Origin of the sequence: Terrabacter sp. 2YAF2, assembly GCF_052114705.1 — a bacterium.
Classification (GTDB): Bacteria; Actinomycetota; Actinomycetes; order Actinomycetales; family Dermatophilaceae; genus Terrabacter.
Genome location: NZ_JBFRFG010000037.1, coordinates 1 through 26,204, shown reverse-complemented (window position 1 = coordinate 26,204; position 26,204 = coordinate 1). Strand labels below are relative to the sequence as shown.

General features: G+C 67.0%; 30 protein-coding genes and 2 pseudogenes. 19 read left to right on the top strand and 13 right to left on the bottom strand.

The features are described from left to right. Positions 1-595 precede the first annotated feature (595 nt). Positions 596-946 (bottom strand): iron chaperone, encoded by a 351-nt coding sequence (locus tag AB4030_RS22030; RefSeq protein ID WP_442281337.1) that lies wholly within the window; start codon positions 944-946, stop codon positions 596-598. A 77-nt stretch (positions 947-1,023) separates the two neighbouring features. Beyond that, complete coding sequence (locus AB4030_RS22025) at positions 1,024-1,221, bottom strand: hypothetical protein (protein ID WP_442281336.1); 198 nt, start codon at positions 1,219-1,221, stop codon at positions 1,024-1,026. A gap of 117 nt (positions 1,222-1,338) precedes the next feature. Here AB4030_RS22025 and AB4030_RS22020 point away from each other — a divergent pair, with 117 nt between their 5' ends. The 5 genes from AB4030_RS22020 to AB4030_RS22000 all read left to right on the top strand — a co-directional run bounded on the left by AB4030_RS22020 (position 1,339) and on the right by AB4030_RS22000 (position 5,399). Next, positions 1,339-2,259 carry a tyrosine-type recombinase/integrase gene (locus AB4030_RS22020; RefSeq protein WP_442281335.1) on the top strand — a complete coding sequence of 307 codons (921 nt, stop codon included), beginning with the start codon at positions 1,339-1,341 and terminating at the stop codon, positions 2,257-2,259. 68 nt (positions 2,260-2,327) lie between these two features. Continuing rightward, positions 2,328-2,576 carry a ribbon-helix-helix protein, CopG family gene (locus AB4030_RS22015; protein WP_442281334.1) on the top strand — a complete coding sequence of 83 codons (249 nt, stop codon included), beginning with the start codon at positions 2,328-2,330 and terminating at the stop codon, positions 2,574-2,576. After that, positions 2,573-2,815, top strand: a complete 243-nt coding sequence (locus AB4030_RS22010; RefSeq protein WP_442281333.1) for a toxin — start codon at positions 2,573-2,575, stop codon at positions 2,813-2,815. The genes AB4030_RS22015 and AB4030_RS22010 overlap by 4 nt, the downstream gene beginning before the upstream one ends. 102 nt (positions 2,816-2,917) lie before the next feature. Then, on the top strand, positions 2,918-3,352 hold the full coding sequence (locus AB4030_RS22005) for a hypothetical protein (protein ID WP_442281332.1): 435 nt from the start codon (positions 2,918-2,920) through the stop codon (positions 3,350-3,352). Positions 3,353-4,211: 859 nt separating this feature from the next. Beyond that, positions 4,212-5,399 (top strand): PP2C family protein-serine/threonine phosphatase, encoded by a 1,188-nt coding sequence (locus AB4030_RS22000; protein ID WP_442281331.1) that lies wholly within the window; start codon positions 4,212-4,214, stop codon positions 5,397-5,399. Positions 5,400-5,923: 524 nt separating this feature from the next. On the opposite strand, the gene AB4030_RS21995 is transcribed toward AB4030_RS22000, so the two are convergent. Continuing rightward, positions 5,924-6,505, bottom strand: coding sequence for a hypothetical protein (locus tag AB4030_RS21995; protein WP_442281330.1), 582 nt, complete (start codon positions 6,503-6,505; stop codon positions 5,924-5,926). A gap of 223 nt (positions 6,506-6,728) precedes the next feature. On the opposite strand from AB4030_RS21995, the gene AB4030_RS21990 reads away from it, so the two are divergent. Then, a complete protein-coding gene (locus AB4030_RS21990) occupies positions 6,729-7,079 on the top strand; it encodes a hypothetical protein (protein WP_442281329.1) in 351 nt (116 codons plus the stop codon). A gap of 45 nt (positions 7,080-7,124) precedes the next feature. Here the strand turns inward: AB4030_RS21990 and AB4030_RS21985 are convergent, their stop codons facing one another. After that, positions 7,125-7,424 (bottom strand): hypothetical protein, encoded by a 300-nt coding sequence (locus tag AB4030_RS21985; protein ID WP_442281328.1) that lies wholly within the window; start codon positions 7,422-7,424, stop codon positions 7,125-7,127. 692 nt (positions 7,425-8,116) lie between these two features. Between AB4030_RS21985 and AB4030_RS21980 the strand changes: the two genes are divergently transcribed. Next, positions 8,117-8,485, top strand: a complete 369-nt coding sequence (locus AB4030_RS21980; protein ID WP_442281327.1) for a DUF1622 domain-containing protein — start codon at positions 8,117-8,119, stop codon at positions 8,483-8,485. A gap of 229 nt (positions 8,486-8,714) precedes the next feature. Here AB4030_RS21980 and AB4030_RS21975 read toward each other — a convergent pair whose 3' ends face one another. Beyond that, on the bottom strand, positions 8,715-9,176 hold the full coding sequence (locus AB4030_RS21975; RefSeq protein ID WP_442281326.1) for a hypothetical protein: 462 nt from the start codon (positions 9,174-9,176) through the stop codon (positions 8,715-8,717). Between the two features lie 119 nt (positions 9,177-9,295). Beyond that, the gene (locus AB4030_RS21970; RefSeq protein ID WP_442281325.1) at positions 9,296-9,868 is read right to left on the bottom strand and encodes a dihydrofolate reductase family protein; all 573 of its coding nucleotides are present in this window, start codon (positions 9,866-9,868) and stop codon (positions 9,296-9,298) included. 1,249 nt (positions 9,869-11,117) lie between these two features. On the opposite strand from AB4030_RS21970, the pseudogene AB4030_RS21965 reads away from it, so the two are divergent. From AB4030_RS21965 to AB4030_RS21955, 3 genes and pseudogenes are all read left to right on the top strand, one after another. Next, positions 11,118-12,080 (top strand): annotated as a pseudogene (locus AB4030_RS21965) (IS256 family transposase); the annotation flags it as partial. A gap of 257 nt (positions 12,081-12,337) precedes the next feature. Continuing rightward, on the top strand, positions 12,338-13,135 hold the full coding sequence (locus AB4030_RS21960) for a maleylpyruvate isomerase family mycothiol-dependent enzyme (RefSeq protein ID WP_442281324.1): 798 nt from the start codon (positions 12,338-12,340) through the stop codon (positions 13,133-13,135). 183 nt (positions 13,136-13,318) lie between these two features. Continuing rightward, positions 13,319-13,474 carry a hypothetical protein gene (locus AB4030_RS21955; RefSeq protein WP_442281323.1) on the top strand — a complete coding sequence of 52 codons (156 nt, stop codon included), beginning with the start codon at positions 13,319-13,321 and terminating at the stop codon, positions 13,472-13,474. A gap of 443 nt (positions 13,475-13,917) precedes the next feature. Here the strand turns inward: AB4030_RS21955 and AB4030_RS21950 are convergent, their stop codons facing one another. From AB4030_RS21950 to AB4030_RS21940, 3 genes are all read right to left on the bottom strand, one after another. After that, positions 13,918-15,192: a DUF2252 domain-containing protein gene (locus tag AB4030_RS21950; RefSeq protein ID WP_442281322.1), complete on the bottom strand. Its 1,275-nt coding sequence runs from the start codon at positions 15,190-15,192 to the stop codon at positions 13,918-13,920. Positions 15,193-15,716: 524 nt separating this feature from the next. Then, positions 15,717-16,538: an MIP/aquaporin family protein gene (locus tag AB4030_RS21945; protein WP_442281321.1), complete on the bottom strand. Its 822-nt coding sequence runs from the start codon at positions 16,536-16,538 to the stop codon at positions 15,717-15,719. Between the two features lie 1,039 nt (positions 16,539-17,577). Next, positions 17,578-17,781, bottom strand: a complete 204-nt coding sequence (locus AB4030_RS21940; protein ID WP_442281320.1) for a hypothetical protein — start codon at positions 17,779-17,781, stop codon at positions 17,578-17,580. 127 nt (positions 17,782-17,908) lie between these two features. Between AB4030_RS21940 and AB4030_RS21935 the strand changes: the two genes are divergently transcribed. The 5 genes from AB4030_RS21935 (at position 17,909) to AB4030_RS21915 (ending at position 20,243) form a co-directional block, all read left to right on the top strand. Next, on the top strand, positions 17,909-18,154 hold the full coding sequence (locus tag AB4030_RS21935) for a hypothetical protein (protein WP_442281319.1): 246 nt from the start codon (positions 17,909-17,911) through the stop codon (positions 18,152-18,154). Positions 18,155-18,257: 103 nt separating this feature from the next. Next, positions 18,258-18,647 (top strand): ester cyclase, encoded by a 390-nt coding sequence (locus AB4030_RS21930; protein ID WP_442281318.1) that lies wholly within the window; start codon positions 18,258-18,260, stop codon positions 18,645-18,647. A 56-nt stretch (positions 18,648-18,703) separates the two neighbouring features. After that, the gene (locus AB4030_RS21925) at positions 18,704-18,838 is read left to right on the top strand and encodes a hypothetical protein (RefSeq protein WP_442281317.1); all 135 of its coding nucleotides are present in this window, start codon (positions 18,704-18,706) and stop codon (positions 18,836-18,838) included. 216 nt (positions 18,839-19,054) lie between these two features. Further along, a complete protein-coding gene (locus AB4030_RS21920; RefSeq protein WP_442281316.1) occupies positions 19,055-19,897 on the top strand; it encodes a DUF2127 domain-containing protein in 843 nt (280 codons plus the stop codon). Continuing rightward, positions 19,836-20,243 (top strand): DUF4265 domain-containing protein, encoded by a 408-nt coding sequence (locus tag AB4030_RS21915; RefSeq protein WP_442281315.1) that lies wholly within the window; start codon positions 19,836-19,838, stop codon positions 20,241-20,243. The genes AB4030_RS21920 and AB4030_RS21915 overlap by 62 nt, the downstream gene beginning before the upstream one ends. 222 nt (positions 20,244-20,465) lie before the next feature. Here AB4030_RS21915 and AB4030_RS21910 read toward each other — a convergent pair whose 3' ends face one another. Continuing rightward, positions 20,466-20,603 carry a DUF1508 domain-containing protein gene (locus tag AB4030_RS21910; protein WP_442281314.1) on the bottom strand — a complete coding sequence of 46 codons (138 nt, stop codon included), beginning with the start codon at positions 20,601-20,603 and terminating at the stop codon, positions 20,466-20,468. 80 nt (positions 20,604-20,683) lie between these two features. Further along, positions 20,684-21,178, bottom strand: coding sequence for an ester cyclase (locus AB4030_RS21905; protein ID WP_442281313.1), 495 nt, complete (start codon positions 21,176-21,178; stop codon positions 20,684-20,686). Positions 21,179-21,984: 806 nt separating this feature from the next. On the opposite strand from AB4030_RS21905, the gene AB4030_RS21900 reads away from it, so the two are divergent. The 3 genes and pseudogenes from AB4030_RS21900 (at position 21,985) to AB4030_RS21890 (ending at position 23,025) form a co-directional block, all read left to right on the top strand. Next, entirely contained in the window at positions 21,985-22,395 is a 411-nt protein-coding gene (locus tag AB4030_RS21900) for a hypothetical protein (protein ID WP_442281312.1), read from the top strand. Between the two features lie 39 nt (positions 22,396-22,434). Next, positions 22,435-22,632 (top strand): annotated as a pseudogene (locus AB4030_RS21895) (DUF6584 family protein); the annotation flags it as partial. 93 nt (positions 22,633-22,725) lie between these two features. Then, positions 22,726-23,025 (top strand): trypco2 family protein, encoded by a 300-nt coding sequence (locus tag AB4030_RS21890; RefSeq protein WP_442281339.1) that lies wholly within the window; start codon positions 22,726-22,728, stop codon positions 23,023-23,025. Positions 23,026-23,677: 652 nt separating this feature from the next. Here AB4030_RS21890 and AB4030_RS21885 read toward each other — a convergent pair. Continuing rightward, positions 23,678-24,010: a VOC family protein gene (locus tag AB4030_RS21885; protein WP_442281311.1), complete on the bottom strand. Its 333-nt coding sequence runs from the start codon at positions 24,008-24,010 to the stop codon at positions 23,678-23,680. Between the two features lie 1,025 nt (positions 24,011-25,035). On the opposite strand from AB4030_RS21885, the gene AB4030_RS21880 reads away from it, so the two are divergent. Beyond that, positions 25,036-25,584: a tyrosine-type recombinase/integrase gene (locus AB4030_RS21880; protein WP_442281338.1), complete on the top strand. Its 549-nt coding sequence runs from the start codon at positions 25,036-25,038 to the stop codon at positions 25,582-25,584. A 68-nt stretch (positions 25,585-25,652) separates the two neighbouring features. Here AB4030_RS21880 and AB4030_RS21875 read toward each other — a convergent pair whose 3' ends face one another. Further along, positions 25,653-26,012, bottom strand: a complete 360-nt coding sequence (locus AB4030_RS21875) for a hypothetical protein (RefSeq protein ID WP_442281310.1) — start codon at positions 26,010-26,012, stop codon at positions 25,653-25,655. Positions 26,013-26,204 lie beyond the last annotated feature (192 nt).

Genomic DNA, 26,204 nt, shown 5'->3' with positions numbered 1-26,204 from the left:
GCGTTCCGGTTCCGATCACCGCGGGAAACGCCACTACCGTTGTTCATGAACGTCCTCCTTCTTGCGTGTGGGACACCAAGCCCGACAAGCGCATCAGGAGGACGTTCGCCACGCCAGACCCGACCGCGCAGAACGCCTTTCTATGCCGCGGACGGGACGTCCGATCTTGCCGCTGATCGGCCGTGCCGAATATCGGACGTTGCCTGGTGCCGCAGGTGCAGGTGCAATGTTCGGTAGAGCCAGCACTAAACGCCCACCGTCCGTTGTGCGGCCCTGCAAGGATGGAACTCATGACAGCGCCAAGGCGTGACACCTTGTGGTCCCGTAGCAGCCGGGCACGCCGTACCGTCATTGTGGCTGTTGCGGTGGTCGGCATAGCGCTGGGCGTTACCTTCACGATCGTCGGCAACCTGAGCCTGGCGGGGGCCAGTCTCGGTCTGACGGGGATTGTCCTCAGCACTCTTGCGTTGACAACGCCAGAGAGGTAGGAACGTCCGGAGCTGCCGCGACGCGGGAGAAGTCGTGGAGTTCACGCCGGGGGCCGGCTGCCGAGAGCGCCGACCGACTCGATCGATCCCGGTCGAGAACTCGATCTTCAGCGGTTCAGGATTCGGAGCTTCGCGTCCACCAGGCTTCTCACCAAGTCATCTGGCAGCGGCTCGTCGATCGGAAAGTGGAGCGAGCCCTTCGTGCACTCGTACTGCGTGAGGCGGTCACCGAGCACGGTGAGCACTTCGCCACTGTGGGGCAGGTAGACGAGATGGTTCTTGAACGCCGCGAAGCCTGCGACAACCTTCCCGTCGACCCGGAAGGCGGGCATGCCGTAGGAGATGCCTTCCTCGGCGTCCGGGACGATGGCCAGGATCGACCGGCGCAGTGCGCCGAGTGTGGTCCGTTTCGGCTCCTCTAGCCCTGCCAGATAGGCGTCGACCTCGTCAACCGTCATGGCAGACAGTCTCCTCTGGTCTACCGGATTTGCCGCAGACCGGTAGATCGATGGGCAGCCGCGCGTCCGTAGGTGCGCTACTCCGCGGGCCTGAACTCCCCGCGCGGCGGTTCGTCTTCGAACGGCGACATGCCGGGGAGAATCCCCACCTCGGCGAGTTCTTCGACCGTGAGGCTGCCCCAGCCGTCTGGCGACGACAGCCGTTCAAGCATCTCCGGTGACACGAAGACGGTCTTCCCCGCGACCTCGTATGGCAACTTGTCATCGGTCGGCACTCGACGAATGTATCTCGTGGCAGGTCCTCGGAGAGTCTCCTCGAGACGTCCGGTCATGCCGCGACTGGCGTGGTTACGGACGTTTTCCCGAGTGTCGGACCGGGGTCACGCTTGCAGATGAGCACCTACGAGAACGTCCTGGTCCCGATCCCACTGCCTCCCGAATCTGACACGCTCAGACGCGCTGTCGCGGCCTACCTGGCCCGGTTCAAGGGCCAGTCCCGGGTCCACACCGAGTCCGACCTACGCGCGTATCTGACCTGGTGCAGTAGCCATGGCCTGGACCCGCTGACCGCGCAGCGACCCCACCTCGAGCTCTACATCCGCTGGATGCAGGAGACCCGCCGCTACAAGCCCTCCACCGTGAGCCGACGCATCGCCGTCGTCGCCGGGTTCTACCGAACCTGCGTCATCGACGCCGTCCTCGCACACTCACCAGCCGAGCACGTCCGCCGGCCGAACGTGCCCACCGAGTCACCCACCCTCGGGCTGACCCACCTGCAGTTCGAAGCCATGCTCGCGAGCGGTCGCACCTCCAGCAACGTCAACGACTTCGCCCTCGTCGCGATGCTCGGCCTCCTCGGGCTGCGGATCTTCGAAGCCTGCGGCGCGAGCATCGAGGACCTCGGTGAGGAACACGGTCACCGCGTCCTGCGCGTCACCGGCAAAGGCGGCAAGGTCGTCCTGACGCCGCTGCCGCCGGCAGTGGCCCGCGCCATCGACCGCGCTGTCGACGGACGTATCGACGGCCCGATCCTGCGGACCAGCCGCCGCACCCGGATGGACCGCCACTGCGCCACGCGGCGACTGCACCGCCTCGCCGAGGCCGGGGGCGTCCACGTCGCCCGCATGCACCCCCACATGCTGCGCCACACCTTCGTCACCACCATGCTCGACGCCGGCGTCGACCTACGCGACGTGCAGATCGCGGCCAGGCACGCAGACCCGCGCACGACGATGCGCTACGACCGAGCCCGCAAGAACCTCGACCGCCATCCCAACTACATCCTCGCCGCATACATGGCCGCCGGCACTTAGAAGACTGATCCTGACAATGATCGGACGCGGCCTTCCCCGACGATCGGTTTTCGTTATACGATTTTGTCATGCCGGGTGATGACCAAGTGACGGACGAGCAGGTCCAGAAGTGGGCGGACGAAGCCGAGGCTGGTTATGACGTCGAGCAGCTGAAGCGCCGCGGGCGAGGGCGCCCGGGGCGTGGAGCCGAGCCCACGCAAGTCATCGCCGTGCGGCTTACCGCCGAGGAGATCGCGGCGCTCGATGACTACGCGGCGCGGGAGCACCTGTCTCGCTCCGAGGCGATCCGACGGGCCCTGGCCGGCTACGCCGCGTGAAGGTCCACCGCAGTGCACTCAAGCACGGGGTCCTGCCCGAGGACGCGGTCCACGCTGCCGACCTGTCGCTGTGGATCGAGCCCCTGGAGGAAGAGGAGTGGCCACGCCGCGAGCTGCGGCTCGGGTTCGACACTCAAGCGCGACTGCTGGAGATCGTTGTGCTGATCTTCCAGAGTGGCGAGGAGATGGTCATCCACGCGATGCCGGCCCGGCGGCAGTACTGGGATCTTCTGCCCTGAAGTAACGCGCGGATCTGCCGCGCTGCGGTCGTCGCCGGGACATCGCGAGGTAAGTGCCTGACACACTGGCTGCTCGGCGAGCTCAGCACCCCGGAGGCCGGAATGGACACACCGACACCACGACTGCCATCTGAAGAACCCCCCAAGCCGTTCGCGATCTACGAAGAGCAGACGAGCCGCATCCCGGACCTCCACGTCCCCGAGCCGATCGGGGACTACTCAGAGCTGCCCACGGGACTCGCCAACCTGACCTATGACCAGGCAGGGCTCGATCGCGTCGACGCCTTCATCAGTCGGGACGACAGGCCCCCTGTGAACGCAGCAGCAGTCGTCCACGCGCTGGCGATGTATCTCTGCGATTGGCTAGTAGTGAACAACGGCCTCTCGTGGCGGCTCACCCCGGAGGGCACCGCTGTATTACTTGACAGTCGCGGCGATATCGCCGATCCGACTCAAGGTGTACGGCTAGCACTTGAGGATCGCCAGCCCATCGCTCATCGATTCGTCGAACACTGCCAACGCATGATCGACATCTGACTCCGCAGCTGCCTTCAGCATTCCAGCAAGAGCAGTCACAGGATTCACGCTCATGCCGCCGACGGGGTCGTGCCGATGAGTTCGGGGGCCGACGCGGAACCCATGTGAGGATGTGCCTGTGCCAGACACTGAGGTTCCCGGCCAGGGGACCGCGCCCCACAAAGCGCAGTACAGAGACGGGCTCACCGGTCGGCGCCTCTTCGTCTGGGCGTATCGCGCGGCGACGGTCGCCCTCGCTTTGACTCTCTTAGCTTCGGCCGCCGTGGCCGCCTTCTTCGGGTTCGGCGGTCCGAGGCGCGATGACGCGGTGCCAGCGGTGATTCTTTCGTTGGGCGGTGCTTACGGCTTCTTCCTGAACCGAGCCGTCGGACGCAACTGGAGGGCGTACGAGGGCGTACGTGGAGGCTCAGCGTCACGGGCGGTGGGGACGCTTTCTAGAGGTCCTGTCCCCACCACTGTGGGGGTTCTCCAAGCGATAGACGTCCGGATATGCCGCAGAGGGTGAATCACCAGGCGATGTGTGGGTGTTCCGGTGGGAGACTGCCATGAGAAGGATCAACAGGGCAGGAGCCACACTGTCCTGAGCTGGCCCTACGCCATGCCGGTGGCGACACCGCTGGCTCCTCGTCCATGGGATCGCTCCATCACTCTTCACTGGGTTGCGGGGTCGGGCCTCCGGTCACAGCAGCGCCGCGGAGCGCCGTGACGCAGATTATGAAGTGTGGAGCTGATTCCGCGGGAGTGAGACGCACAGATGCCCTCGAAGGAGGTCGGTGGTGTGACGCAAGGCCCACAGATGGATGCTGAGAAGCGAGCGTCGCTGAGGGGTCTTGGCGCGTCGGTGGCTTGGCTAGCGCTGGTGTTGCTGATCGACGTCCTGAATCCTCGGCGGACGTTCACGCTCAGCGTCCTGTACGGGATCGCCCCGCTCGTCGCGTGCGCGGTCCTCTCCCCGGCGTGGACTGCCCTCGTGGCGGTCGCGGCCACCGTCCTGACCGCGGCCTCGGGGGTGTGGAATCACACCTGGGGATCGACGCAGCAGGTGGTCCGCATCGTTGATGTGCTGCTGGTCGGTGTCAGCGCGGTTGCGGTCGCAACGGTCCGGGTCCGGCGCGAACGACAGGTCGCCCGGCTGGTCGCGATCGCCGACGTGGCCCAGCGAGCGATCCTGCCGATCGTGCCCGCCCAGGCAGGGCCGGTCCGGGTTGCGGCTCGGTACATCTCGGCCGCGCAGGACGCCGTGGTTGGCGGTGACCTCTACGACTGCTACCGGTACACCAGCCCCGCGTCGAACGACCCGGAACGGGTGCGGTTCATCGTGGGTGACGTCCGGGGCAAAGGCATCGCCGGGGTCGAGCAGGCCTCCCGGGTCATCCGCGCGTTCCGCCAGTCCGCGGCCCTCGAACCGACGCTGCCACAGGTGGCCGACGCCATGGACCGCTACCTCACCGAGTTCTTTGAACCCGAAGAGTTCGTCACCGCGCTCCTGGTTGACGTCTCGGACCCCTCCCGCGTCGTCCTGGTCAGTTGCGGACACCCACCGGCGCTGCTGCGCCGCAGCGACGGCTCACTGGCACTACTGGAGGCCCCGCCGGGACTACCGCTGGGCATGGGCCTGCCTGACGGCCAGCCCTACCGGGATCGGACCGTGCCGTGGGCCCCGGGAGATCGGCTGTTGCTGTACACCGACGGCCTGTCCGAGGCACGTGACCGTGACGGGGAGTTCCTCTCACCGCTCGCGTTGGGCCCGGCGCTGAGTGGACCAGAGGTCCCCAAGGCCATGGACGCCGTGCTGGAAGCCGTCGGGCGGCACACCCCCGCAGCCCGCCTCGGCGACGATCTCGCACTGCTCCTCCTGGAATGCGCCGCTCCCGATAAGGAGTGCACACCCGAACCCCGAGACGTGCTGCGCTCGGGCGAGCCGACGGTCCCGGACGTCTTATCGCCCCCGGTGGCGGTGAGCCCTCCCCAGCACCCGCCGGGGCCCGACGCTCCGCTGAGCCAGACCGGGGACGCGAGGGCGGGGCTCAGCTCGGTCCGGCGCTGACGGCACGGTCCACGGTGCGGCCTCCTGGTGGTTGCGACCGCATTGGTCGCCTACTCGTGCGTCATCGTCCACCGCGCCGCGCAGGAAGATGGATCGCTGCGCGGGTGTCGGCTTCTTCCCGCGAGCAAGGAGCAAGCTTCGCACTTGGAAGGACGCTCGCCGACGGACTTCTGGTGATCTGCCGCCGATGCCCCAGTAGCCCAACTTCAAGTCCTGAGTTCCCTCTGTCAACGACGGGTGAAATCTGACCAGGGATCGACGGGGTCGTTTCTGATCAGTCTTCAGCCGTCGGCGACACCCTCCCGTGCTTCGGCAGGGCCGCAGCCCCTCATCCCGGTCACCCTGCATGCGGCAGATGCACGAGCAGCATGACGTTCGGCTCTACGGCGCTGAGGGCGACACACGCTCGTCCGGAACTGCCGCGTTGAGGGCGGCTACGCTCGCCCGATCATGCCGCTCCGCGCTTGAGGATGCTGCTCGGACGCCCGGGTCGTCACCAGGCGGTTCGGCCGGGCGGCTCTGCCTCATCGGGTTGGCGGTGGGCCGGTGGCCTCGAACAGGGCGGCCTCGTAGCGCCCTCCGACATCGACCCGCGTGATGTCCCGGTAGCGCCACTTGGACATGGTGTCGTCCCACGTCGCCTTGGGGCTGATCTCGTCAAGCCACATCGCGCGGTCGGTCCAGTCGACAGGCACGCCGATGAAGCAGACTTCGGGGTCGTCGGTCTCGACAAACACCGACAGGGTTGGCACTTGAGCCGCCAGGCCCTGGAGCAGCGGCCCAGTGCCATTCAGTGGTGGCATCGGATTCAGGGTGGACGGGGGCCATTGACCGCGCTGGGTGAGAAGCCTGGTGGCAACCTCGTGCTTGGGGTGCCGCTGCACTCGGTGGATGTGACGGGTGCGCATGGCGATGTGGCCGTCGATCGTGAAGTCGTCAGCGAGACTTGCAAGCAGCGTCCACTTCGCGCTGGACGCGATGAGGTACCCCTCTAGAACATCAGCGACTGGGATTCCGCGCGTGATGCGAACCGCCTCCGAGCGATCGAGGGCACGCTGAAGCCGAGCAGTCAGCTTGTCTGAGATATCGCCTTTGGATCCGGTCACGCCGGCCAGTCTCAGCGGGACCACTTGATCTCGCAACGGGTTTGGCGACCTGGCACTGGCCACGGCTCAAGACAAGCTGCCAAAGCGGCGGTGCTACGAGCCGACGCCCGGCCTGCCGCATGTCGCAGGCTCTCAACCCAGCTCGGGCCGCGCCAGCGCGCAACGTTTTGGGGACTGGAGGTGTCAAACCATCGTGACCCGAGGCCCCCTGCACCGACTCCGCTTGGGCACCGAGCTGCTGCTCCTCGCGTATGTCCTGACGGCCTGTGCGGCGCGGGCGCCCGCCACGGCCGTGCCATTCCATGAAGGACTCGTGACGACGGTCGACTCGACAACGATCACTCTGTCCGTCGACGCATGCCAGCGACAGCCCCACGACTCACGCGTTTTCGAATCGGCCAAGGAGGTGCGGGTGACACTGAGCGCCATCCCGCCGCCGGACGATGCCTCGCCGGGGTGCAGCGATCTGGTGGTGGTGCGTCTCAGCAAACCGATGGGCGACAGGGTCCTGGTGGACGCCAGCACCGGGCGCCAGGTGCATCTCATCCAAAGCGGCGCCGACGCCAAGAACTAGGCGTCGTGTCCGACGTCCGCCCATGCCGCCGTCAGGCCGCATCTGTCACAGCCAGCGGACCTCATCGGCGGCGATAGCCAGTTCATCGAGGCCCTCAATCGTCTCGACGCCCTCGTCGAAACTCACGATGACGTCATAACCATCCATGCGCTTGTACCTGGCACGGAGCCAGAGCTCATTGGGGAACGTCGACGCCGCGGTGATGTCTCGACTCGTCAGGACGGGCACCTTGCCGATGACGTAGTGAGTCCGACCGGCTGAGTCCGCTACGGCGACCTCGATCCAGCCCGGAAAGTCGTCAGACTCCCAGCGCAACGCTGTACCCCGCACAATCACGTCCGTCACCGTTGCAGCCTAGGTACGTAACCACGCTCATGCCGCGGATCGGTGGTGTCGACGGGCGGTCGTGCCGATGTGCGGTAGCCCCCGCTCAGGTCGGCAGACTCCGAACGGACCACACGTAGTCCCGTTGACAGCTGTGCAAAATGAGGGCATAGCGACGGTCGAAACGGGGCCACCCAGACAGGTTGGAGCGGTGACCTCAGACCTGCCTACACCGACCTCCAGCAGCGCACGCGGTCGGCCGTGATAGTCCAGCCAAGGGTCTGTTCAGATGCCGTCCTGGACTCAGGGCTTGTAGTTGCTGAACGGTCCCCCGACGCGGTCGTAGGTGTTCCTAGCTCGTCCTGAGTGACCCTGACTGCCCGCCGTCCGGCGTGAGGGTCAGATCCTCCTTTAGTTCCAGGGTCCGGAACGACCAGTCGGGGGCGGGCCGCAGACGGTCGCCGAGTCGCTCGATGCTCCCGAGCGTCTGGTCTGGGTCGACGATGAGGCTGGCCGACTTCATGCACCACGAGTCACCGGAGGGATCGTCGAGGATGAAGACGGCAGACCGGCGTTGATGCCCAACTGCGTGTCCCGCCTGCCGTTGATCTCCTGGGGCTGCCACTGTAGTCGTGCGTCCTCGGATCCTCTTGCCTCGCAGTCTCCGGCGGGGTACCTGCAGTGGGAGACACCGATGAACGGGAAGGAACGACGTGGACTTCAGCGAGGCCGTCGAGCTAGCCGGCAAGGGCATGGACACGGCCGGGGTCGTCGTTCTGGTCATCGGCGCCGTCGTCGCAGCAGTGCGAGCGGCCCAGAGTGCCCGCGGACAGCAGCCAGGCACCTACCGGCAGTTCCGCCAACAACTGGGACGCACGATCCTGCTGGGCCTCGAACTGCTCGTGGCTGCCGACATCATTCGCACCGTCGCCGTGACCCCGACACTGTCCAGCGTCCTCGTCCTGGCGCTCATCGTGCTGATCCGCACCTTTCTCAGCTTCTCCCTCGAGCTCGAGATCACCGGCCGCTGGCCGTGGCAGAAAGCCCCCACGGACCCACCGACCAGTAAGACTCTCTCGTAACCTCGCAGCCCGACTCGAGCAGTTCCTCCGCGCCAGTGTTCGTGGTTTCGCGCGGCGCGGAGCACTGCTCACGTTCAGACCTAGAGGCGAAGCATTTCTTGGGGACCGTGCGGGCGTCGTCAATACCCGAGACGCCGGCGGCCTGACCGCCGCCGTCGAGGCGACCCAGACGTGCTGTCATCGGCGTGAGGCGTTTACCGGACATGCCGCCGATCGGGCGTCCACTATGTCAGCGGCTGCGCCAGGGGATCAAAACGTCGACGCGTTTGCCTTCGGCCAGAAGCGAGCCCTGCAGCCTCGCGAGCTGTTCGGCCGTCAACTCGAAAACGCACGACGTTCCACGGTCGTCCGCGTTGAAGACCATGTGGCCGTCATGACGCGAAAGGCCCGCCGAGTAGATGGTGCGTGATAGCAGCGGCATCACGGCAGAGCGCTTGTCGTCGTCTCGGCCCGGCACGAGATGAGCGACGGAGTGCAGCTGCTTGCTCAGCCAGTGTCGCTTGCGCAGCGGGTATAGAGCCGCCACGGCTTCGGCGCAGTCAAGATCGTCGTCCAAGCCCGCCAGGTCGACCTCCAACCACGCCAAGTCTTCCCACAGCGCACGCCGCGCGGCCCGGCACACGGAGGCGACCTCGCTGTCGGTCGCGTCCCCCTGAACGGTGAATAGCTGTGACGTCTTGGCCCGTGGCACCCGCTCATTGTCCGTCGATGTCGGGGCGCATCCGATCATGCGCGTGCGGCACCCCCTGCAATCCCGGTCTGGTGAGCGACCGAGCTTCACCCGTGCGCGTGCGCACGGTCTTGGGACGCTCAGCGGAGAACGTCGAGGACCTGCTTCTGAATGCCGTTGGCGTAGAGCTGGTGCTCCAGGACGCGTAGTCGTTGGGGGACGATGTCGGCGTCGCTGAACAGTGACTTGCCCGCGCCGAGCAGCACCGGGAACACCAGCAGGTGGTAGCGGTCGATCAGGCCGGCCTCCTGCAGCGCGCGGTTGAGGGTGGCGCTCCCGTGCACGAGCAGCGGGTCACCGTCGCTCTCCTTGAGTGTGGCGACGTCGTCGACCGACCGGAGGATTGTCGTCTCGCCCCAGTCGTCGATGAGGTCGTCCTCCTCGAGGGTGGTGGAGACGACGTATTTGGGCAGGGTCTTGTAGCGGGCGAACTCCGCCATGCCGGGCCACACCGGCGCGAACAGCTGGTAGGTCCTGCGCCCCAGCAGCAGGGCGCCCGCCTCCTCTTGTTCGCGGCCCTTGAGCTCATAGGCCTCCGGCAGGAAGTCGACGGTCTTGAAGGTCCACTGGGTGTCGTGCAGCCCTGGGTCGCCGCCGGTGGGGTCGAGCTTGCCGTCGAGCGAGACGAAGGAGGTGGACATCAGGGTGCGCATTGGCGTTTCTCCTTCACAGTTGGTGATGGTGCTTCCGTCACCCGTCGAATGGCGGCAGGCGGATTTAACGTGCCGCCCGGATGTTGCTGCGTCAGGCGGGACGCCGACGGAACTATGCTCCGCAGGCTCGGTCTCAACTCCACGGCTCCTCCCCCTGACGCCACCCGGCGACCGACCGCACCGCCGAGCGCTCAACCAGTGGGCGCACGCAGTCGTCGTCCCGCGCCAGTCGGAAGCAGTCTTCGCAGTGAGCTCCAGGAACTGCGCCGTCGGCTCTTCAACCGCTGCCGCACCGGCGTTCGGAGCCGGCCGGCGCGGCACACGTAACCGAAACGCCGAGCCACCGCCGCGACCGGGGTAGACGTAGAGGCCGCGGATTGGATCCGGGACGGCGTCGAGCGCGGCACGCACGGCCAGAAGGGCCGGGAATGCGGCGCGCGCGCCTTCGTCCCGGAACGCGACCTCGAGAACGACGCCCCACGTGGGGGTGTGCCACTTCCATTCCGTCCCGCCGCTGGTCAGAGCTGTCTCGGTCAAGGCGTCACCGCGGCCGGTCCGCCACACGCCCGCGGGGACTTCCCCATCCCGAACCTCGATGCTGAGCCAGCACTCCTTAGAAGGTGCTGGCCCCCCGTCGAGCGGGCGCCGCGCTGCGGAGCCGATACTGTCGGGCGAAGCCACGCGCTGCTTCGGCGTAGCTCGAGCCCTGAGGCAGGCCGAGCTGTGAGCAGTAGAGCCCAGGCAGGGTGTCGTCGCACTCGAGTAGTTCCTCGATCGTGGACGACTCGTCTTTGGCGAGCCTGGTAGGGAACGACTCGGGCTGGTCAAGCCAGTCGAGAAAGGTCTGGCGGTCGGATTCGTGAGACATCTGGTTCTCCGCTTGGTGGCATGTCGGGTTGGTTCCCGGTGTAGTGACCGAGCACCAGAGGCCACACGGCTGGGCAGGTGCGAGGCAGAACCTCTGGCTCGGCTGATCCGGCTGGTGCTCTAGTCTTCCGGGCGACACTGCGGGGGCCTAGGGACGAAGGTCCCGAGTCGGGCGCCGCCTAGAGACCCACCTGGCGCGGGGCGATCAACGTGTGTCCGCAGATCCAGGGCGACTATTAGGCGCGGCATCGCCCTGAGTCGAGTTGAGTCCATAGCGTTGGTGTACGACGACACCGGTGAGCGTGTCCCTGCACATGCAGGTGCGGTCACCGCGTGATCCTTCGAGTGAACCTCTCACAGCACCCTCGAATGGAGCATCGCGATGACCGCGAAGACCAGTATCGACCCTGCCGCCTTTCTTCACGAGCAGCTGGCCCAGGCCAGTCCCGACCTGATGCGTGAGCTGCTCGGCACGTTCATCAACGCCTTGCTGTCCGCGCAGGCCGACAGCGTGTGCGGCGCCGAGTACGGGGTCCGCAGCGACGAGCGCACCAACCGTCGCAACGGCTACCGCCACCGCGACCTGGACACCCGCGCCGGCACCATCGACGTCGCGGTCCCGAAGCTGCGCGAAGGGWCSTTCTTCCCGGACTGGCTCCTCGAGCGACACCGCCGCGCCGAGGCGGCGCTCACGACGGTCGTGGCGACCTGCTACCTGCTGGGGGTGTCCACCCGGCGGATGGACAAGCTCGTCCGCACGCTGGGGATCACCGGACTGTCCAAGTCGCAGGTGTCGGTCATGGCCAAGGACCTCGACGAGCAGGTCGCCGCATTCCGCACCCGGCCGCTGCACGAGGGGCCRTACACGTTCGTCGCGGCGGACGCGTTGACGATGAAGGTCCGCGAAGCGGGCCGGGTCGTGAAGGTCGCGGTCATGGTCGCCACCGGCGTCAACGCTGACGGCTACCGGGAAGTCCTCGGGATCCACACCACCACAACCGAATCGAGCGCCGGCTGGCTCGGCTTCTTCCGGGACCTGACTGCCCGCGGGCTCAAGGATGTGGCMCTGGTGACCTCCGACGCGCACGCCGGCCTGGTCGAGGCTATAGGGGCGACCCTGCCGAACGCGTCCTGGCAGCGGTGCCGCACCCACTACGCCGCGAACCTCATGGCCGCGACGCCGAAGTCGCAGTGGGGGTGGGTCAAGGCGCTGCTGCACAGCGTGTACGACCAGCCCGACGCCGAGGCCGTGAACGGCCAGTTCGACCGGGTCTTGGAGGGACTGTACGAGAAGCTCCCGACGGTGGCTGAGCACCTCGAGCTGGCCCGGGCGGACATCCTCGCCCGTTGAAGAACGCCCGAGCCGTCCTCACCGAGCGCTCCGCCGACGACAAGCCCGAGGAGGTACCGAACGATCTGATCGCCGCCACGATCACCGCCTAAACGAACGACCTCAACGGATCACCGTCGTACACCACCGATCCGGACTTGACCTCGCGTCGTGCGCCTCGACCCGAGACCGATCCGGCGTCCGCACATGCCGCTCCGCGGGCGACTACGCTCGCCGGACAACTTGTGCGGTCGTAAGGGAGCCCGAAGTCAATGACGAAGTTGAACGCGGAACGCGTACGGCAAGGCATCCTCGAACACACCCTGCGTCTGGCGGAATCAGCCGTAGCGGCCGGACCCGCCGCTAGCGTGCCCACCGCCCCAGGGTGGACAACTGCCGATCTGGTTGCGCACGTGGGCCAGACCCAGCACTGGGTCGCGGAGATCATCGAGCGGCGCATCACGCACCCGACGCAGTTGCCGACCGAGTTCGTCGAGGCGCCCACGAACTCCGAGGACTGGCAAACGTGGCTGTCGGCGTCCGCGCGGCGCATCGTAAGCGCATGCTCTGATGACGCGCTCGACGCGCCGGTGTTCAACCCCGCGGGTGACAAGCGGTCCGGGACCTGGTTCTGGCTGGTCAGCGTCCTCAACGAGGTAGTCGTTCACGGCTTCGACGCCGCCAACACCGCGGGTCGGCCGCTCGACATCGACGCCGACATCGCAGCCATGCTCATCACTAACCACCTCGCGATGCTCACATCTCCCACGTGGGAGATGCAGCGGCCGCAATCCGCTCACGCCATCCGGGGCACCGGGCAGACCCTGCAGTGGGCCGCCACCGACATCGCTGATGATGGCGCATGGTTCATCGAACGGCAGGCAGACGGGGCGAAGTGGCAGCACAGAGCGCAACAGGCCGACGTCACCGTGAGCGGCCCAGCAAGATCACTGCTGCTGGCCTTGACCCGACGACTTCCTCTCGCCGACCACGCGGCCCACATCCGCGTCGAGGGTGACTCCGGCCTCGCGCAGCACTGGCTCGACAACACCGCCCATGTCAGCGGTTGACCGAACACCGAGGCGAGCAAGCGGAAACCGCCGGCCAACGTCCGGAAATGCCGCGGGCAGGACGTTCATCAGACCACGCCGCTGATCGTCGGGCCGGTCGGCGTGTACAGAGCAACAGGATGGACCGCGTGGGAACCTGTGCACGTGCGGTTCCTTCGGAAGCGGGGCAAGGATGCGCTAAACGTGCTCTTCGATGCCGCGCTCGAGTTCGGAGACGACTGGCGGCGCGACGTCGCGGTACTGGCAGCAGAACGGCTGCCCGGGCTGAGTCCCGAGGAGCGTGCGGCCCTCGCCAAGGAAGTCGAGGCGGCTCGCAGTTCGATCAAGAATGGGTCCTGAACCGTTGGGGTGCGGCGCACGGCACATGGTCGCGTGACGATGCTGCGGCCGCCGCGGCACACATTCGAGGCACCTACCCGTGGATGGACGAGCGCAACGTGGCGCGCGCGATCAACCAGAGCACCTACTACGCCTGGCACGGCGGACGTCCGCTCATCAGCGCGAGACCCTTACCGGATTTGCCGCGGATCGTGCGTCACTCCGCCGCGTAGCGCCCACTAAGACGCGCCGTCGCAGGAGTCGTCGAAGTTCGTCGTCAGGCCCCTGTTCGTCTGGTTGGCATGTGAGTCGGACATGCCCCTCCCCTGCGCCGGACGGATCTCACCCGGACCTGGGAATCCCGCCATGCGTCCGCAGCGATGCATTCCCGGCCGGGTTGATGGGGCGGGCGAGCGGCTGATGATTGCCGGACCCGACCCCGTCCCTCGATCTCCCGCACGGGTTCACAAGCCGGTCTGCGCCTCCAGCTCCTCTGCGGCCACCGCATCCTTCAGGCGCTGGTAGTCCCGCTCGTTCTGGTCGGCGTACGCTGCCGCGAACCGGGCGATCGCCTGGTCGAACTTGGGGCCGGCGCCCAGGTAGGCCGCGATCGCCAGCCGGTCGCCGGACCGGGCGTGCGAGCGGGCCATCGACCAGCCGCAGGCCCGCGTGTAGGCATGCAGACCGGATTCAGGCAGCGCCGACAGGTCCGCGGACGCCTTCCAGTCCCAGAGCTGACGCACGTAGAAGTCGTGCTCCTTGCCATCGAGACCCTGACTGCGTTGCCAGCTGAGGAAAATATCGGTGGCTGCGTGGGAAATCCGCTGCCCCTGCACGACCCGTTCGCCATGGTTCTCGAACGTGCTCGCCCCCAGGTGAGGCTCCAACACCGAGGGCTGAGCCTCCTTCGCCTGCAGCACCAACGGGTCCAGACCACCGCGACCGACGAGCAACACCACCCAGGCACGCGTCCCGACGCTGCCGACGCCGACAACCTTGCGCGCCATGTCGACGAACTCGTAGGTGCCGAACAGGAACCGTCGGTCCTCGTCGAGCCCGGCGGCGTACTCGACCAGCAGCTCGCGGACGTACTCCTCCTCGACACCGGCATGCGGTGCGTCGAGGAGCTCGCGCAGCGGGACGAGCAGCGGCGGAACGCTGCGGAAGCGCAACTCACCGCCCACCCGGTGAGTGAGCTTGTCGACCGCGCGCAGACTCGTCTTGCGCCGTCCCTTGGCGAACGTCTTACTGAACAGGATCCGCCCTCGCGGCCCCAGCCGCCCGCCAAAACGATCGACGAGCTCACTGGCGTTGAGCCGGTCGTACCAGACGTCGAGGTGGCTCTCGTCGGCGAACCCGCGCATCCCCTCGCGGTACTCACGCGCGCACGCCTTCACCAGGCGCCTACGGCGATCAGCCGGCAGTCCGACGTCGCGACCGGCGATCTCAACGCTGGCCGCCATCCGCTTGACGTCCCACTCCCACGGGCCGGGCAGCGTCTCGTCGAAGTCGTTGGGCCCGAAGACGAGCCTGCGGTCGGGAGCCGCGAAGCCCCCGAAGTTCGAGATGTGCGCATCGCCGCACACCTGAACCACGATGCCGGAGTCCGGAGTCGCTGCGAGATCGGTCGCCATGATGGCCGCCGCGCCGCGGTAGAAGGTGAACGGCGACACCAGCATCCGCCCGTAGCGGATCGGCACCAGCTCCTGCACCCGGGTCGCGGCCTGAGCACGGAGCACGTCAACCGGATCCGGTCGACCGGGTGAGGGACTCCAGTCGCCGTGGGCCGATCTCGGAACGTCTCTTCTGGCCGCCCTCCCACGCTCAGGGGACTCGCCGCCGCTGAGTGTCGAGTGCGTCGACATCTGCCGCCTCTATCCGCTATCTGATCCTCACAAACTACCAAGGACCCGCTCGCCGCCGGTGCCGTCGCCGTCTCGGTACATGTGCGTGGTCGCCCCCGTCCGAAACGCTGTCTCGACCTCCGCCTATCCGCCGTCTGTCGGGTGAACGTGTTTCACCTACATGCCGATGAGCGCCTGTCAGCTCCGGTACGGTCCGCGGTATGTCGCGGGCATGCTCCTCGGCTCAGGTCGAAGTTGCCCAGCGCCCGCTGCGATGCATCCGTGATGCAGATGATGAGGTCGTCCCCGTGGTGAACGACGGGATCGTTCCCCCTGGGTGGCCAGCGTGCGCGGCCCTGGAGACTGTTGATGCCAACCGCCCGAGTGGTCGCCAGGGTCGTCCCCGAGGCGCTGTCCGTTCAGAGGCCACCGGGGCTCTCGTCGAGGACGCCCTGTGCGGCTTCGGCGCCGGCTTTGGTCGCCTTGCCCTTGAGGATGAACTCGAAGGTGACCGCGACCATCGCGCCGAGGATCGGGCCGACGAGGTAGATCCAGTAGTTGGAGAGGTTGCCGGCGACGAGTTCGGGCGCGAACGATCTGGCGGGGTTCATCGAGGCGCCGGAGACCGGGGCCCCCCAGACCGACACCAGACCGATGTAGGCACCGACGGCGAGTGCTCCGTTGATGCCGACGTTGCGGGCGCCGGAGGCGGTGCCGAGGATCACGCTGACAAGCCCGAGGGTCAGGATGGCTTCGGTGAGCATCGCGACCCAGGGGCTGACGTCCTTGGTGGGTTCCGTGGCGCCGTTAATGATGCCGCCGTACATGGCCTGCAGGAACAGTGAGGCCAGCACGGCTCCGACGACCTGAGCGACGACGTAGCCGGGTACTCGACGCCACGGGAAGTTGCCTCGGACCGCGAATGCCAGCGTGACGGCCGGGTTGAGGTGAGCCCCGGAGATTGTGCCCATGAAGAAGATGATGCCCATCACCATCATCCCGGGGGCCAGGGCCTTCATGGCCAGCGTCAGGTCGCCGCCGAACGCGGTCGCGCCTACGACGCCGCCGCCGGCCGCGACCATGACCAGCAGGAAAGTGCCCCAGACCTCGCTGAACAATCGGCGGTACTCCAGCTTCGGGTCGTCGAACTCCAGCTCGCGGATGCGCGACGTCGATGTTCGGCGCTCGAGCCAGGCCAGTAGCGGTTCGCCGGTGGCCGTCGGACTCTCGATGGGTGTCATGACATTCACGCTCTCCTTCTTGGTGTGGTGAGCAGTTCTGGTTTGCGCATGGGCTCTGAGCAGCGTCAGGGAAGTTGACCGGTGGGCCTGACTTCTTCGTTGCTGCGTGGTCGGTTGACGCCCTCCAGGTCTTCAGTTCGCGTCGGACGTTGCCGTTGGTGCCGAGTTGGACGGGGCCGGGCCCGAGCTGCCTCCTTCGACGGAGGCAATGACCTGGTCGAGGGCATGGCGGGGTCCACCTCGCGAGGAGTCGACGAGGGCCCGCCTAGGGCCTGTGCCAACACGGGCCGGTAACGACACGGACCCGCTGCCTGAACACGCCCTGAGTGCCGCCACCGCTGCAAGCACCAGTGCGGCGCCAACGGTGCTCACGTTCTTGCGGGTGCCTCTCATGGATGATTGTCCGCACCCGCCTGCCAGTTGGGGCGTCACTCTGCCGGGATGACCTCGCTGGACGGCATGGCCATCAGCAGGGCATCGGCAGGCGCCAGCCCCAGGTCGGCACGGCATACGGCACCGCTGGGTATCGTCCGAACGTCGTGAACGACTCAAGAGGACAGGCGATCATGCACGCCGTGCTGGTCGGCTGAGAAGCGGAGATTCACCCGCGACATCCGCAACTGCCGCGGGTTGCGCGGACGCGCAGGACTCGGCGCCCTCACCTGTCAGTTCAACCATGATGAGCACATGGACCCCGCTGTGGCCCCAGTGGCGATGAAGGCTTACGTCACCTGGTTTGGTGATGGCGATCGGTGGAGCGCCCACGTCAAGCACAGCGAACAAGACCCAAGCGGGGAGTGGAGCGACCACGAGGCGGCAGCGGACGCTGTGGCGTGGGCTCGGGAGCGCACGGATTGGGTTCTCGTGGTCACCGAACCGCTGCAATGGGCGGGATCACCGCAGTAGCTGCCGTCCGACGTCCCCCCGACTCTGGCGGGAGCAAGACTCACCGATCTGCCAGGCCCGGCAGACGTCAAGAGACGCGGCCGAGCCGCCGACATGCCCATCTGCCACCGTGCGGGCGAGCGGCGGGTGGCTCTCAGTGACCGAGGGCCGTGTTGCGCGGCCGGGCGCCGAGGCCCAGGCCGAGCAGTCCGACCACGGTCAGGTACAACGCGCCTCCGAGCACGGCACGCAGCACGCCCGGGTCGCCCAGCCCGGCCTCCGCGAAGGCGGCCGCCTTCGCGGAGGCGGCCGCCTTCGCCGCTGTAGGTCTCCCGTACCCGCGAAGCCGCGATTCCATCTCCCTTGACAACGTCCGGCCGCTGCGCTGATCGAAGGATCGAGATAGAGGTTGGCCATGTACGGACACGATGCACGTTCCTGCGCCAATCGAGGCATACAGGGCCATGCACAAAGGGGTTCAGGAGGTGCTCGCCGAGGAAGGCGGCGGCGACGGGCTGCTCCTTCACGTTGCCTATCCCACCGACCGCGGCTTTGACATGACTGAGGTATGGGATTCCAAAGAGCATTTGGACACCTTCAACCGTGACGTGTTCCCCAAGGCCATGTCACGAGCCGGTCTGCCAGTAGATGTGCCGCAGCCGGCATCGGACGAGTTCACCTCGGCGTTCGTCATGACGCCTCACGCCTTCAACTCCGATGCCGTGACGTGACTGCCAAGCGCCCGAATCCGCCCTTACCAGCACGATCGTGCCGTTGGGCCACTGCTAACCGGTATCCCAGGCCCGCGTCACCACTCTGGACAGACAATGAAGCGTGGATCAGACCCTGTCCGTTCTTGCCCGCTGGCTGGCCGCCGGTGACGCGGGTGACGTTGAAGCCTTCGATGACCTCCTGCATCATGATGTCGTAGTCCATGCGCCGCGGGGCCTGTCGACTGAGAACCTTGAATCGGAGAAGCAGGTGTGGCGCGAGGCAGTGACCGCCATGCCTGACCTTCGCCACGAGGTGCAGGAGGTTGTCGCAGCGGGGACCGTGGAAATGGCACGTGTCATCGTCACCGGGACACTCCGCCACGACTTCGCCGGCATCTCCGGAAGCGGTCGATCCTTCCGCTTGGACCAAGCGGTTATCTGCCACCTTGACGACGGCAAGATTGCTGAAGCGTGGGAGATCGCCGACGTTGGCTCGCTGGTCGACCAGTGAGTTCCTGACTGGCAGCACCGCACGATCAAGCCGCTGGTAGGACCGGTGCAGTCGGGATGCGCGAACCCTGGGCGCTGCCACAGTGGCCTCGGGGGCCCTTCTCGATCTTCTCCTTCCGCCACGCCGCCGAGGTCATCGACGCGCAGGTCTTCGCCGGCCACCCAGACGCCACCCTCGGGCGCCGGCCATGAACGCATTGTCGCGGACCGCGACGGTGACGCCGGTGATGGCGGTGACGCCGGTGACGCCGGTGACGCCGGTGACGCCGGTGACGCGGCCGGACCGGTGTCAGGTCATGCACGCCGCTGTCCGTCGCCCTAGAGTCCAGCAGGGCGTGACGGGGTGCGCCACACGTCTGGACGTCGGCTCCAAACCGCGTCCAGCGCACGCCGTTATGCTCCCCGTCCATGTCGAGCCGAGAGTTGCGGGTGTGCGGACGCCGGGGGCACGTGCTGTACGAGCCGACCGAGGAACAGCTGCGTGCGCGCCTGCACGTGCAGACGCCCGTCGGTGATGCGTGGCGGTGCCTGCGCTGCGGCGACTACGCCGTCGGCAGCCCGACCGAGCAAGGCCCGGCGGCCGACGCGCCAGTCCCGGCCCGGGGCAAGGCGCTGCGCCAGGAGATCATTCTCCGGCTGCTGGCGGTCGAGCGCATCGTGCGCGGGCTGCTGCTGCTCGCGGCTGCATACGGCATCCTCCGCTTCGCTAGCGCGCAGACCGCACTGCGACAGGCCTTCGTCTCCGACCTGCCCATCGCGCGCCCGCTCGCCGAGCAGCTCGGTTTCGACATCGACCGCTCGACGCTTGTACGCGACTACGACAAGGCCGTCAACGCCTCGCACACGACGCTGACGTGGATCGCGGTCGGGGTGACGGTTTATGCGGCGATCGAGCTCGTCGAGGGGATCGGTCTCTGGCTGACCCGCCGGTGGGCCGAGTACCTGACGGTCGTCGCCACGTCGCTCTTCCTGCCCATCGAGATCCGCGACCTGCTCGTCTCGGCCACCATCACGCACGTGCTGACCTTCGCCATCAACGTGCTCGCCGTGGTCTACCTCATCGTGGCCAAGCGCCTCTTCGGGGTCCGCGGGGGCCGCACCCGCTACCTCGAGGAGCTCTCCAGCCAGTCGCTGCTCGAGCTCGAGGCCGACGCGACCGACCCGAACAGCACAGGCAGGGGCCTGCCCGGTGCAGACGCAGGGATGGGTACGGACCCGCGGCAGCCCGCGGCGGCGCGCCGCGATCTTTGAGCTGGCGGTTGAGGACGGTTGGCCGCCGGTGGGCTCCGAGCGGGCGTGGGCATTCCATCTCGGCGAGGATCGATACCGCATCGACAACCCGCCCTGGTTCGTTCCCGATCTGGCGGTGGGCGACGTGGTGCGAGCCGAAGCATCCCAACCCGACTCTCACCCGGTGTTCAAAGAGATCGTGCAGCGATCCGATCACGTGACCATTCGCCTGATCTGTTTCCGTGACGGTCCACTCGGGCGACCTGGCACGCGCGTTGGAGCCCTTCACCTCGCTAGGTGTCTACGGGGAGGGTGCGTCTGTGTACGGCATGCTCGCCCTCGACGTCGGGCCGAAAACCCCGCTTGACGCCGTAGTGACGGAGTTGCATCGAGGCGCCCAAGACCGCTCGTGGGAGTACGAGGAGGGCCGGATAACCCCGGCCTGGATCGCGGCGACCGAACATAGGCCGGTTACCGGATCTGGCGCGGTCAGGGCAGTCGGACTGCGCAACCCACGTTGGTCGTCGAGGGGTCCGCGGACACCGCCGTCGAGCACGGCCGTGGTCCCGCGGCTCGTACGACCGACGGGTCAGTCCTTCTTGGCCGTCGGGTCGTCCAGTTCCTCCTGGCGCACGTTCTTCCGGGCGGACTCGATGACCTCCCACCACGCCCGATGGGTTTCGTAGTGCTCACCGGTCGCGACCGCCTGCCCGTTGGTGGGGACCAAGATGACGTGATAGCCCTTGCCCGGCTGGGGAGTTGGGGCGCACGACGTCGCTGTAGACGAGGATGCGCGTGGTCGTGGGCTCAGCCGCCGTACGGTCCGGGGATCAGCCCGAGCTGCCCGAGCATCCCGGCGATGTCCATGATGATGCGGCTCTCGACCAGCTGCCCGTCCCGGTAGCGGTCCACAGTCCAGGCCTCCACGCTCACACTGCGACCGGTGGCTGGGAAGCCGACGAACTCGCCGAGGTGGGTGCCGGTCCAGGTGGACAGCGTCATGATCCGGTCGTCCTGCACGAGCGTGTCCTGCAGCATCCAGTGCAGGTCCGGGAACCCGGCGAACATGCCGGCCAGCACGCCGGCCAGGCCGGCGCGTCCGGGTCCCTGGCCCGGCAGGGGGTTCTGCTCGACGAAGTCCTCGACGACTATTTCGCGCAGGGCGACGTCGAGGTCGCGGCCGTTGATGACTTCGTCTGCGAAGCGCTGTGCCAGCCCGACGAGATCGGTGGTGCGAACGCCGGTGGTGCGTGCGCTGGCGGTGCCGGCACTCGTGGTGCCGGCGGGGATGGGAGCAGTCATGGCGGTGCGGTCCTTCCACTGATTTCATGTGGTGTTTCGAGTGGTGCTTCGCGTGGTGGTGCGTGCGGGCCAAAGCGGAGCTCGTGCTGCAGGACACCTGGTCCTTCGGCGCGGCCGGCGAGGGTGCGGACGAACTTGACGGCGTCCACAGATGACGACCCTCCTGAAGCTTTCTGTCCGCACCCGACTGAGTGCTTCCCTTCCAAGGTAGGAACGACGCGCGCCCGGGGGAATAGGGAAAACCCTTGCCTGCCCCCAACCTCGTCACGCTCCCCTCGAGGGCACGGATCGCACTCCGTCCCGGGCGCGAACGGCCGGTGGCGCCAGGACCTCACATTCGCCAGGTGACACACTCGGCGACCGCGGTCCGACTGGGCCCAGTCGGCATGACGTACGGGCGGCCGTGTTGTCGAGTGCCGACGCACTTGCACTCTCCTACGCCCGCGAGACCCCTGGCAGACGCTCGCTCATACCGCTCTCAGTGCGGTCAGGCTCGCCGTCCCGCGCCCACGTATCGGACCCGCACTCCCTCAGCACGAGGGACCTTAGCCGTGCACTTGATGGACGTATCCGTCACGGTCGCATCACAGATTGATCGAACGTCCTGGCCGCTGGCGGTGTCTCCCGGCACCCTGCACCACATGGGAAGTCAGGGGTCGCCAGCGCGCAGGCGTTGGCTCACAGTGGCCGCGTCCGTCGTCCTCGCGATGAGTGGGTGCACCAGGTCGGGGCCGTCGCCCTCGTGCGACCCGTGCGCCGCGCCGCCCACCTCGCGGCCGCCCGCGCCGCTAACGACCACGATGTCCGTGAACCTTCTGGTCGGCGGCGAACTGCCCGAGCAAGACGTGCAGGCGCTGCTCGCCGGGACCTCACGTGCGTGCCCACTGACGGTCCACCGTCCGGGAAACCGGCTGGGCCTCGGTCTCGGCAGCGTCATCCGGTTCACCCCGACCGAGCCCGCCTACGGACGACGCTGGTCGAGGCCGCCGGTGACCGCAACCGTCACCGTGGACACCGCGGTCACGGCGTTCATCTACGCCGGCCCGCACGTCGACGCGACGGGGAAACCCGTGGGGGCCGGCTGCCGCTTCACCGGGCACGGCGTCATCCCTAACGCGGCCGCCTGGCGGGTACAGCTACCGGATGGGACCGAGCTTGCCCATCCGCGCGGGACAGGTGCACGCGACGAACTCGGGGCCACGTTCGGTAGCGGCTGACAAACACGAGCCAAAACACCGCAAGCACCCAGCTCGCACATGCCGCTCCTCGGACAACCCGCAATCAGGCGGTTTAACCGAGCGTCAGACGGCATCCTGTCCGGCGTGGACGGACTCGCGCGGGCGAAGGCAGACCTGGCGCATGGTGATGCGCGCAAAGCGCGTGATCGCCTCAAGGATCTCGTCGCGAAATACCCCCATAACGAAGAGGTGCGCAGTCTCCTTGCTGAGGCATATCGGCGCGACCGCTCATGCCGCAAGCCGTTCAGCCAGGGCGACAGAATCGTGTCGTCACCGCTGCCTCCCGGGTCCTCCTCTCACACTCAGGAGATGACTGAGAGCACGAATGACGAACAGTCCGACGGCCGCCTCCCTCTTGCAGAGGTACTCGCGGAGGTAGCCGAGTCATTTCGCGCGGCAAAGGCCAGCGGCGACGCGCACCCGGACGGACACATCATCGGGTGGAGCCACGCGCAACTCGAGCTCAGCGTGAGCCTCACACGCGACGGCGGCGGCAAGGTCCGCGCATGGGTCGTAGAGGCCGGCGGGAACGTCGCGAAGGCCGACATGGTCAAGATTTCGGTGGGTCTCTCTCCGTGCGGGACCGACATGCTCGGGGGCGGCATGTAGTCACAGCGGCAATCGGAGAAACGTCCGCAACTGCCGCGTTGAGTGTGGATGAAGTCGTTCAACACGTGACGGTATATCTGTCCTAGCAGCCGGGGTCCGCTGGCATCATGCGCAGTGTGAGAGCTGCTCGACTGGGGGCATCATTCGCCCTACTCGCGATTCTTGGTGCCTGCGCCAACCCGGCATCAGGAGGGGCCGCGTCATGTATCGGGCCCTACATCGACGACCAGGGCGCGAACGGCACCTATGGGTCGCCGGCAGCAACGGTCAGCCCGGGCGACGCACTCACGCTCTACGGGCACTGGTACGCCAACGCCTGCAACGACACGAACCACGCGACCGCAGTGGTAGGGCCTCTGCCGGCTGTCCGTCTCACGCTGCGCCTCCCGGACGGTTCCACACGCGATCTGGGCCCCCGGGCGCCCTCTGGCCACGACCTCGGCTTCAGCGTGACGGTGCGTGTGCCGGCGTCTGCACAGGCTGGACCCGCCAGTGTCTCCGACGATCGGACGCCACCTGCGATCTACCACTTCACCGTGCAGCCCAAGTAGCCCGATGCGCCCGATGTAGCGGCATCCCGCGCCTCCCGGCAAACGCACTCATCTGCCGCCGATCGGTCGCACCGATGCGTGCGAGTTGTCAGGCCCTGCTGCTACTTGCTCAGGTCAATGACGCAGAAGAGAGTCCCGCCAGGGTCGGCGAGCACGATGAAGTCCGCATCGTCCGGGTACTTCCACTCGATGCGCTCGGCACCAAGTGAGATGAGCCGTTCAACTTCGGCGAGTTGCTCCTCCTCAGAGTCCACCCACAGATCCAGGTGCGTGCGGTCATCCTGATCGAGATGCAGTAGAGTCCCCTGGCCCTCGCCGGGCACCAAGAAGGCGGGATTGTGCGGCTGCTGGGCGTATCCCAATGCCTGAGACCAGAACGAACCTGAGGCATCGGTGTTCGCGACGTTGAGTACAACCGCTCCAATGCGCAGCATGCGCCGAGACTGGCACTGTCACGCCTCTCGGGCAAGGCCATGCAGGCTGACTTCTGGCCGAGGAGCGCGGGGCTTCTGGGCGCGTCAGGACCGCGCACCGTTGACGGCTAGATCGATCGCAAACGTCCTGTCATGCCGGGGGTTGCGGGGACGCGTACGACTCGGCGCCCCCACCCGTGAGTTCAACCATGATGAGCACATGGACCCCGCTGTGGCCCCAGTGGCGATGAAGGCTTACGTCACCTGGTTTGGTGATGGCAGTCGGTGGAGCGCCCACGTCGAGCACAGCGAACAAGACCCAAGCGGGGAGTGGAGCGACCACGACACGGCAGCGGACGCTGTGGCGTGGGCTCGGGAGCGCACGGATTGGGTCCTCGTGGTCACCGAACCGCTGCAATGGGCGGGTTCACCGGAGAAGCGGCCGTCCGACGTCCCCCGACTCTGGCGGGAGCGAGACTGACCGATCTGCCGGCCCCGGCATGCGTCAAGAGACGCGGCTGGGCCGCAGACATGCCCATCTGCCGCGCTCAGGACGAGGCTGGAGCGACACCCATCATCGGTCCCCGGACTAGCCTGAGTTGCATGTTCCCGAGTTCTGAGCGGCGTGCGGCGTGGGAGACCGTCAGCGCCTATCACGAAGCTCAACTGGCTCTTCTACTGGAGCGAGTCGGGGTTGAGATCGACCGTTTCCGCGCCGGTGAGTTGGATGCGTTCGAGGCAGACCAGGCCTTATTCCGATACTCCCGCGCGGCAAAGGAGCTCTGGAAGTTTCTGCAATGGCGCGGACGTCGAGTGGGTGGCACGCGACATCCGTGAGCGGGCACCGAACCAGTGGTGGGAGCGCGGAGCACCTCGGCGACACTGATCGAGCGCGCCCGACCGTCCGGCCGCGCACCCCGCGCGTGGCTGTTGCTGCGGGACGAATGCGGCGTTGTCGCGGCCAGCCAGCTGGGGTCACCCTGCGAAGATGACTAGTTACGAGAACGTCTTGGTTCCGATCCCCGCCGAGTGGCCCACCCCTTGGACTGACCCACCTGCAGTTCGAGGCGATGCTGGCCACCGCCCGCACCTCGGCCAACTCCAACGACTTCGCCCTCGTGGTGATGCTCGGCCTGCTCGGCCTGCGGATCTTCGAAGCCTGTGGCGCCAGCATCGAGAACCTCGGCGAGGAACACGGCCACCGCGTCCTGCCTGTGCACGGCAAGGGCGGCAAGGTGGTCCTGACCCCGCTGCCCCCAGCCGTTGCCCACGCGATCGAGCGCGCCGTCGACGGCCGCACCTCGGGCGCGATCCTGCGCACCAGCCGCGGCACCCGGATGGACCGACACTACGCCACCCGCCGGCTGCATCACCTCGCCGAGGCCGGCGGCGTCCACACCGCCCGAATGCACCCGCACATGCTGCGCCACACCTTCGTCACGACCATGCTCGACGCCGGCGTCGACCTCCGCGATGTGCAGATCGCGGCCCGCCACGCCGACCCGCGCAGCACCATGCGCTACGACCGGGCCCGCAAGAACCTCGACCGCCACCCCAGCTACATCCTCGCCGCCTACATGGCCTCCGGCACCTGAACCAAGTCCGTCATGCCGAATAGCGGCGTCTGCCGAGGGCGAAGCGGAGCCCGTCCTGAACCAGGCGCTCAGGGCTGGAAGACGAGGTTTCTCTTCCTGATGGGAAGCTCAGCGTCCAGCCGAGCCATCTGAAACATCATCCCCATGAAGACGTACGCCACGGCGACCGCTTCGAACCCGCCCGACAGTTTCCCGGCCACTGCGCCGCAGCTGATGACAACGATCACGAGCGGCATCAGAAATCGCCATATCTTCAGGCTTGAGCGAGCGTTCTTGGTGCGCCACTGACTGAACCTGCTCAACTGTGCCTCCTCTATCTTCCTCATACAGGAGTGTCGTGATTGCGCGAGCCTCATTCGGGAAGCCGGGCCGAATCCCGACCCTGTGAGCGACGTGACGCCCAGCACGTCCGACGGGCTTCCGTGCATCGGCCAGACCTTGTCCTTCCGCAACCGGAGGGATGAGCGCTCATGCCGCGGTCAGGACGGCTACGCGCGTCCGAGTGTGCCGCGATCCCAAGACCAGCTCAGGACAGCTGCCGAGGCTTGCCGGGAAACATGGCGAGAAGCAATGTCACGGCCGCCGCCGCGATGACTGCCCCGTATGCAGAGGTCAAGAAG

What these genes read in the sequence shown, in the direction of transcription:
- AB4030_RS21885 (WP_442281311.1), bottom strand. Translation starts at nt 24,010, where the DNA reads ATGCTGCGCATTGGAGCGGTTGTACTCAACGTCGCGAACACCGATGCC.
- AB4030_RS21945 (WP_442281321.1), bottom strand. Translation starts at nt 16,538, where the DNA reads ATGACACCCATCGAGAGTCCGACGGCCACCGGCGAACCGCTACTGGCC.
- AB4030_RS21970 (WP_442281325.1), bottom strand. Translation starts at nt 9,868, where the DNA reads ATGCGCACCCTGATGTCCACCTCCTTCGTCTCGCTCGACGGCAAGCTC.
- AB4030_RS21905 (WP_442281313.1), bottom strand. Translation starts at nt 21,178, where the DNA reads ATGACTGCTCCCATCCCCGCCGGCACCACGAGTGCCGGCACCGCCAGC.
- AB4030_RS22030 (WP_442281337.1), bottom strand. Translation starts at nt 946, where the DNA reads ATGACGGTTGACGAGGTCGACGCCTATCTGGCAGGGCTAGAGGAGCCG.
- AB4030_RS21940 (WP_442281320.1), bottom strand. Translation starts at nt 17,781, where the DNA reads ATGGAATCGCGGCTTCGCGGGTACGGGAGACCTACAGCGGCGAAGGCG.
- AB4030_RS21890 (WP_442281339.1), top strand. Translation starts at nt 22,726, where the DNA reads ATGACTGAGAGCACGAATGACGAACAGTCCGACGGCCGCCTCCCTCTT.
- AB4030_RS22020 (WP_442281335.1), top strand. Translation starts at nt 1,339, where the DNA reads ATGAGCACCTACGAGAACGTCCTGGTCCCGATCCCACTGCCTCCCGAA.
- AB4030_RS21925 (WP_442281317.1), top strand. Translation starts at nt 18,704, where the DNA reads ATGCGCGAACCCTGGGCGCTGCCACAGTGGCCTCGGGGGCCCTTCTCG.
- AB4030_RS21920 (WP_442281316.1), top strand. Translation starts at nt 19,055, where the DNA reads ATGTCGAGCCGAGAGTTGCGGGTGTGCGGACGCCGGGGGCACGTGCTG.
- AB4030_RS21960 (WP_442281324.1), top strand. Translation starts at nt 12,338, where the DNA reads ATGACGAAGTTGAACGCGGAACGCGTACGGCAAGGCATCCTCGAACAC.
- AB4030_RS21875 (WP_442281310.1), bottom strand. Translation starts at nt 26,012, where the DNA reads ATGCACGGAAGCCCGTCGGACGTGCTGGGCGTCACGTCGCTCACAGGG.
- AB4030_RS22015 (WP_442281334.1), top strand. Translation starts at nt 2,328, where the DNA reads ATGCCGGGTGATGACCAAGTGACGGACGAGCAGGTCCAGAAGTGGGCG.
- AB4030_RS22005 (WP_442281332.1), top strand. Translation starts at nt 2,918, where the DNA reads ATGGACACACCGACACCACGACTGCCATCTGAAGAACCCCCCAAGCCG.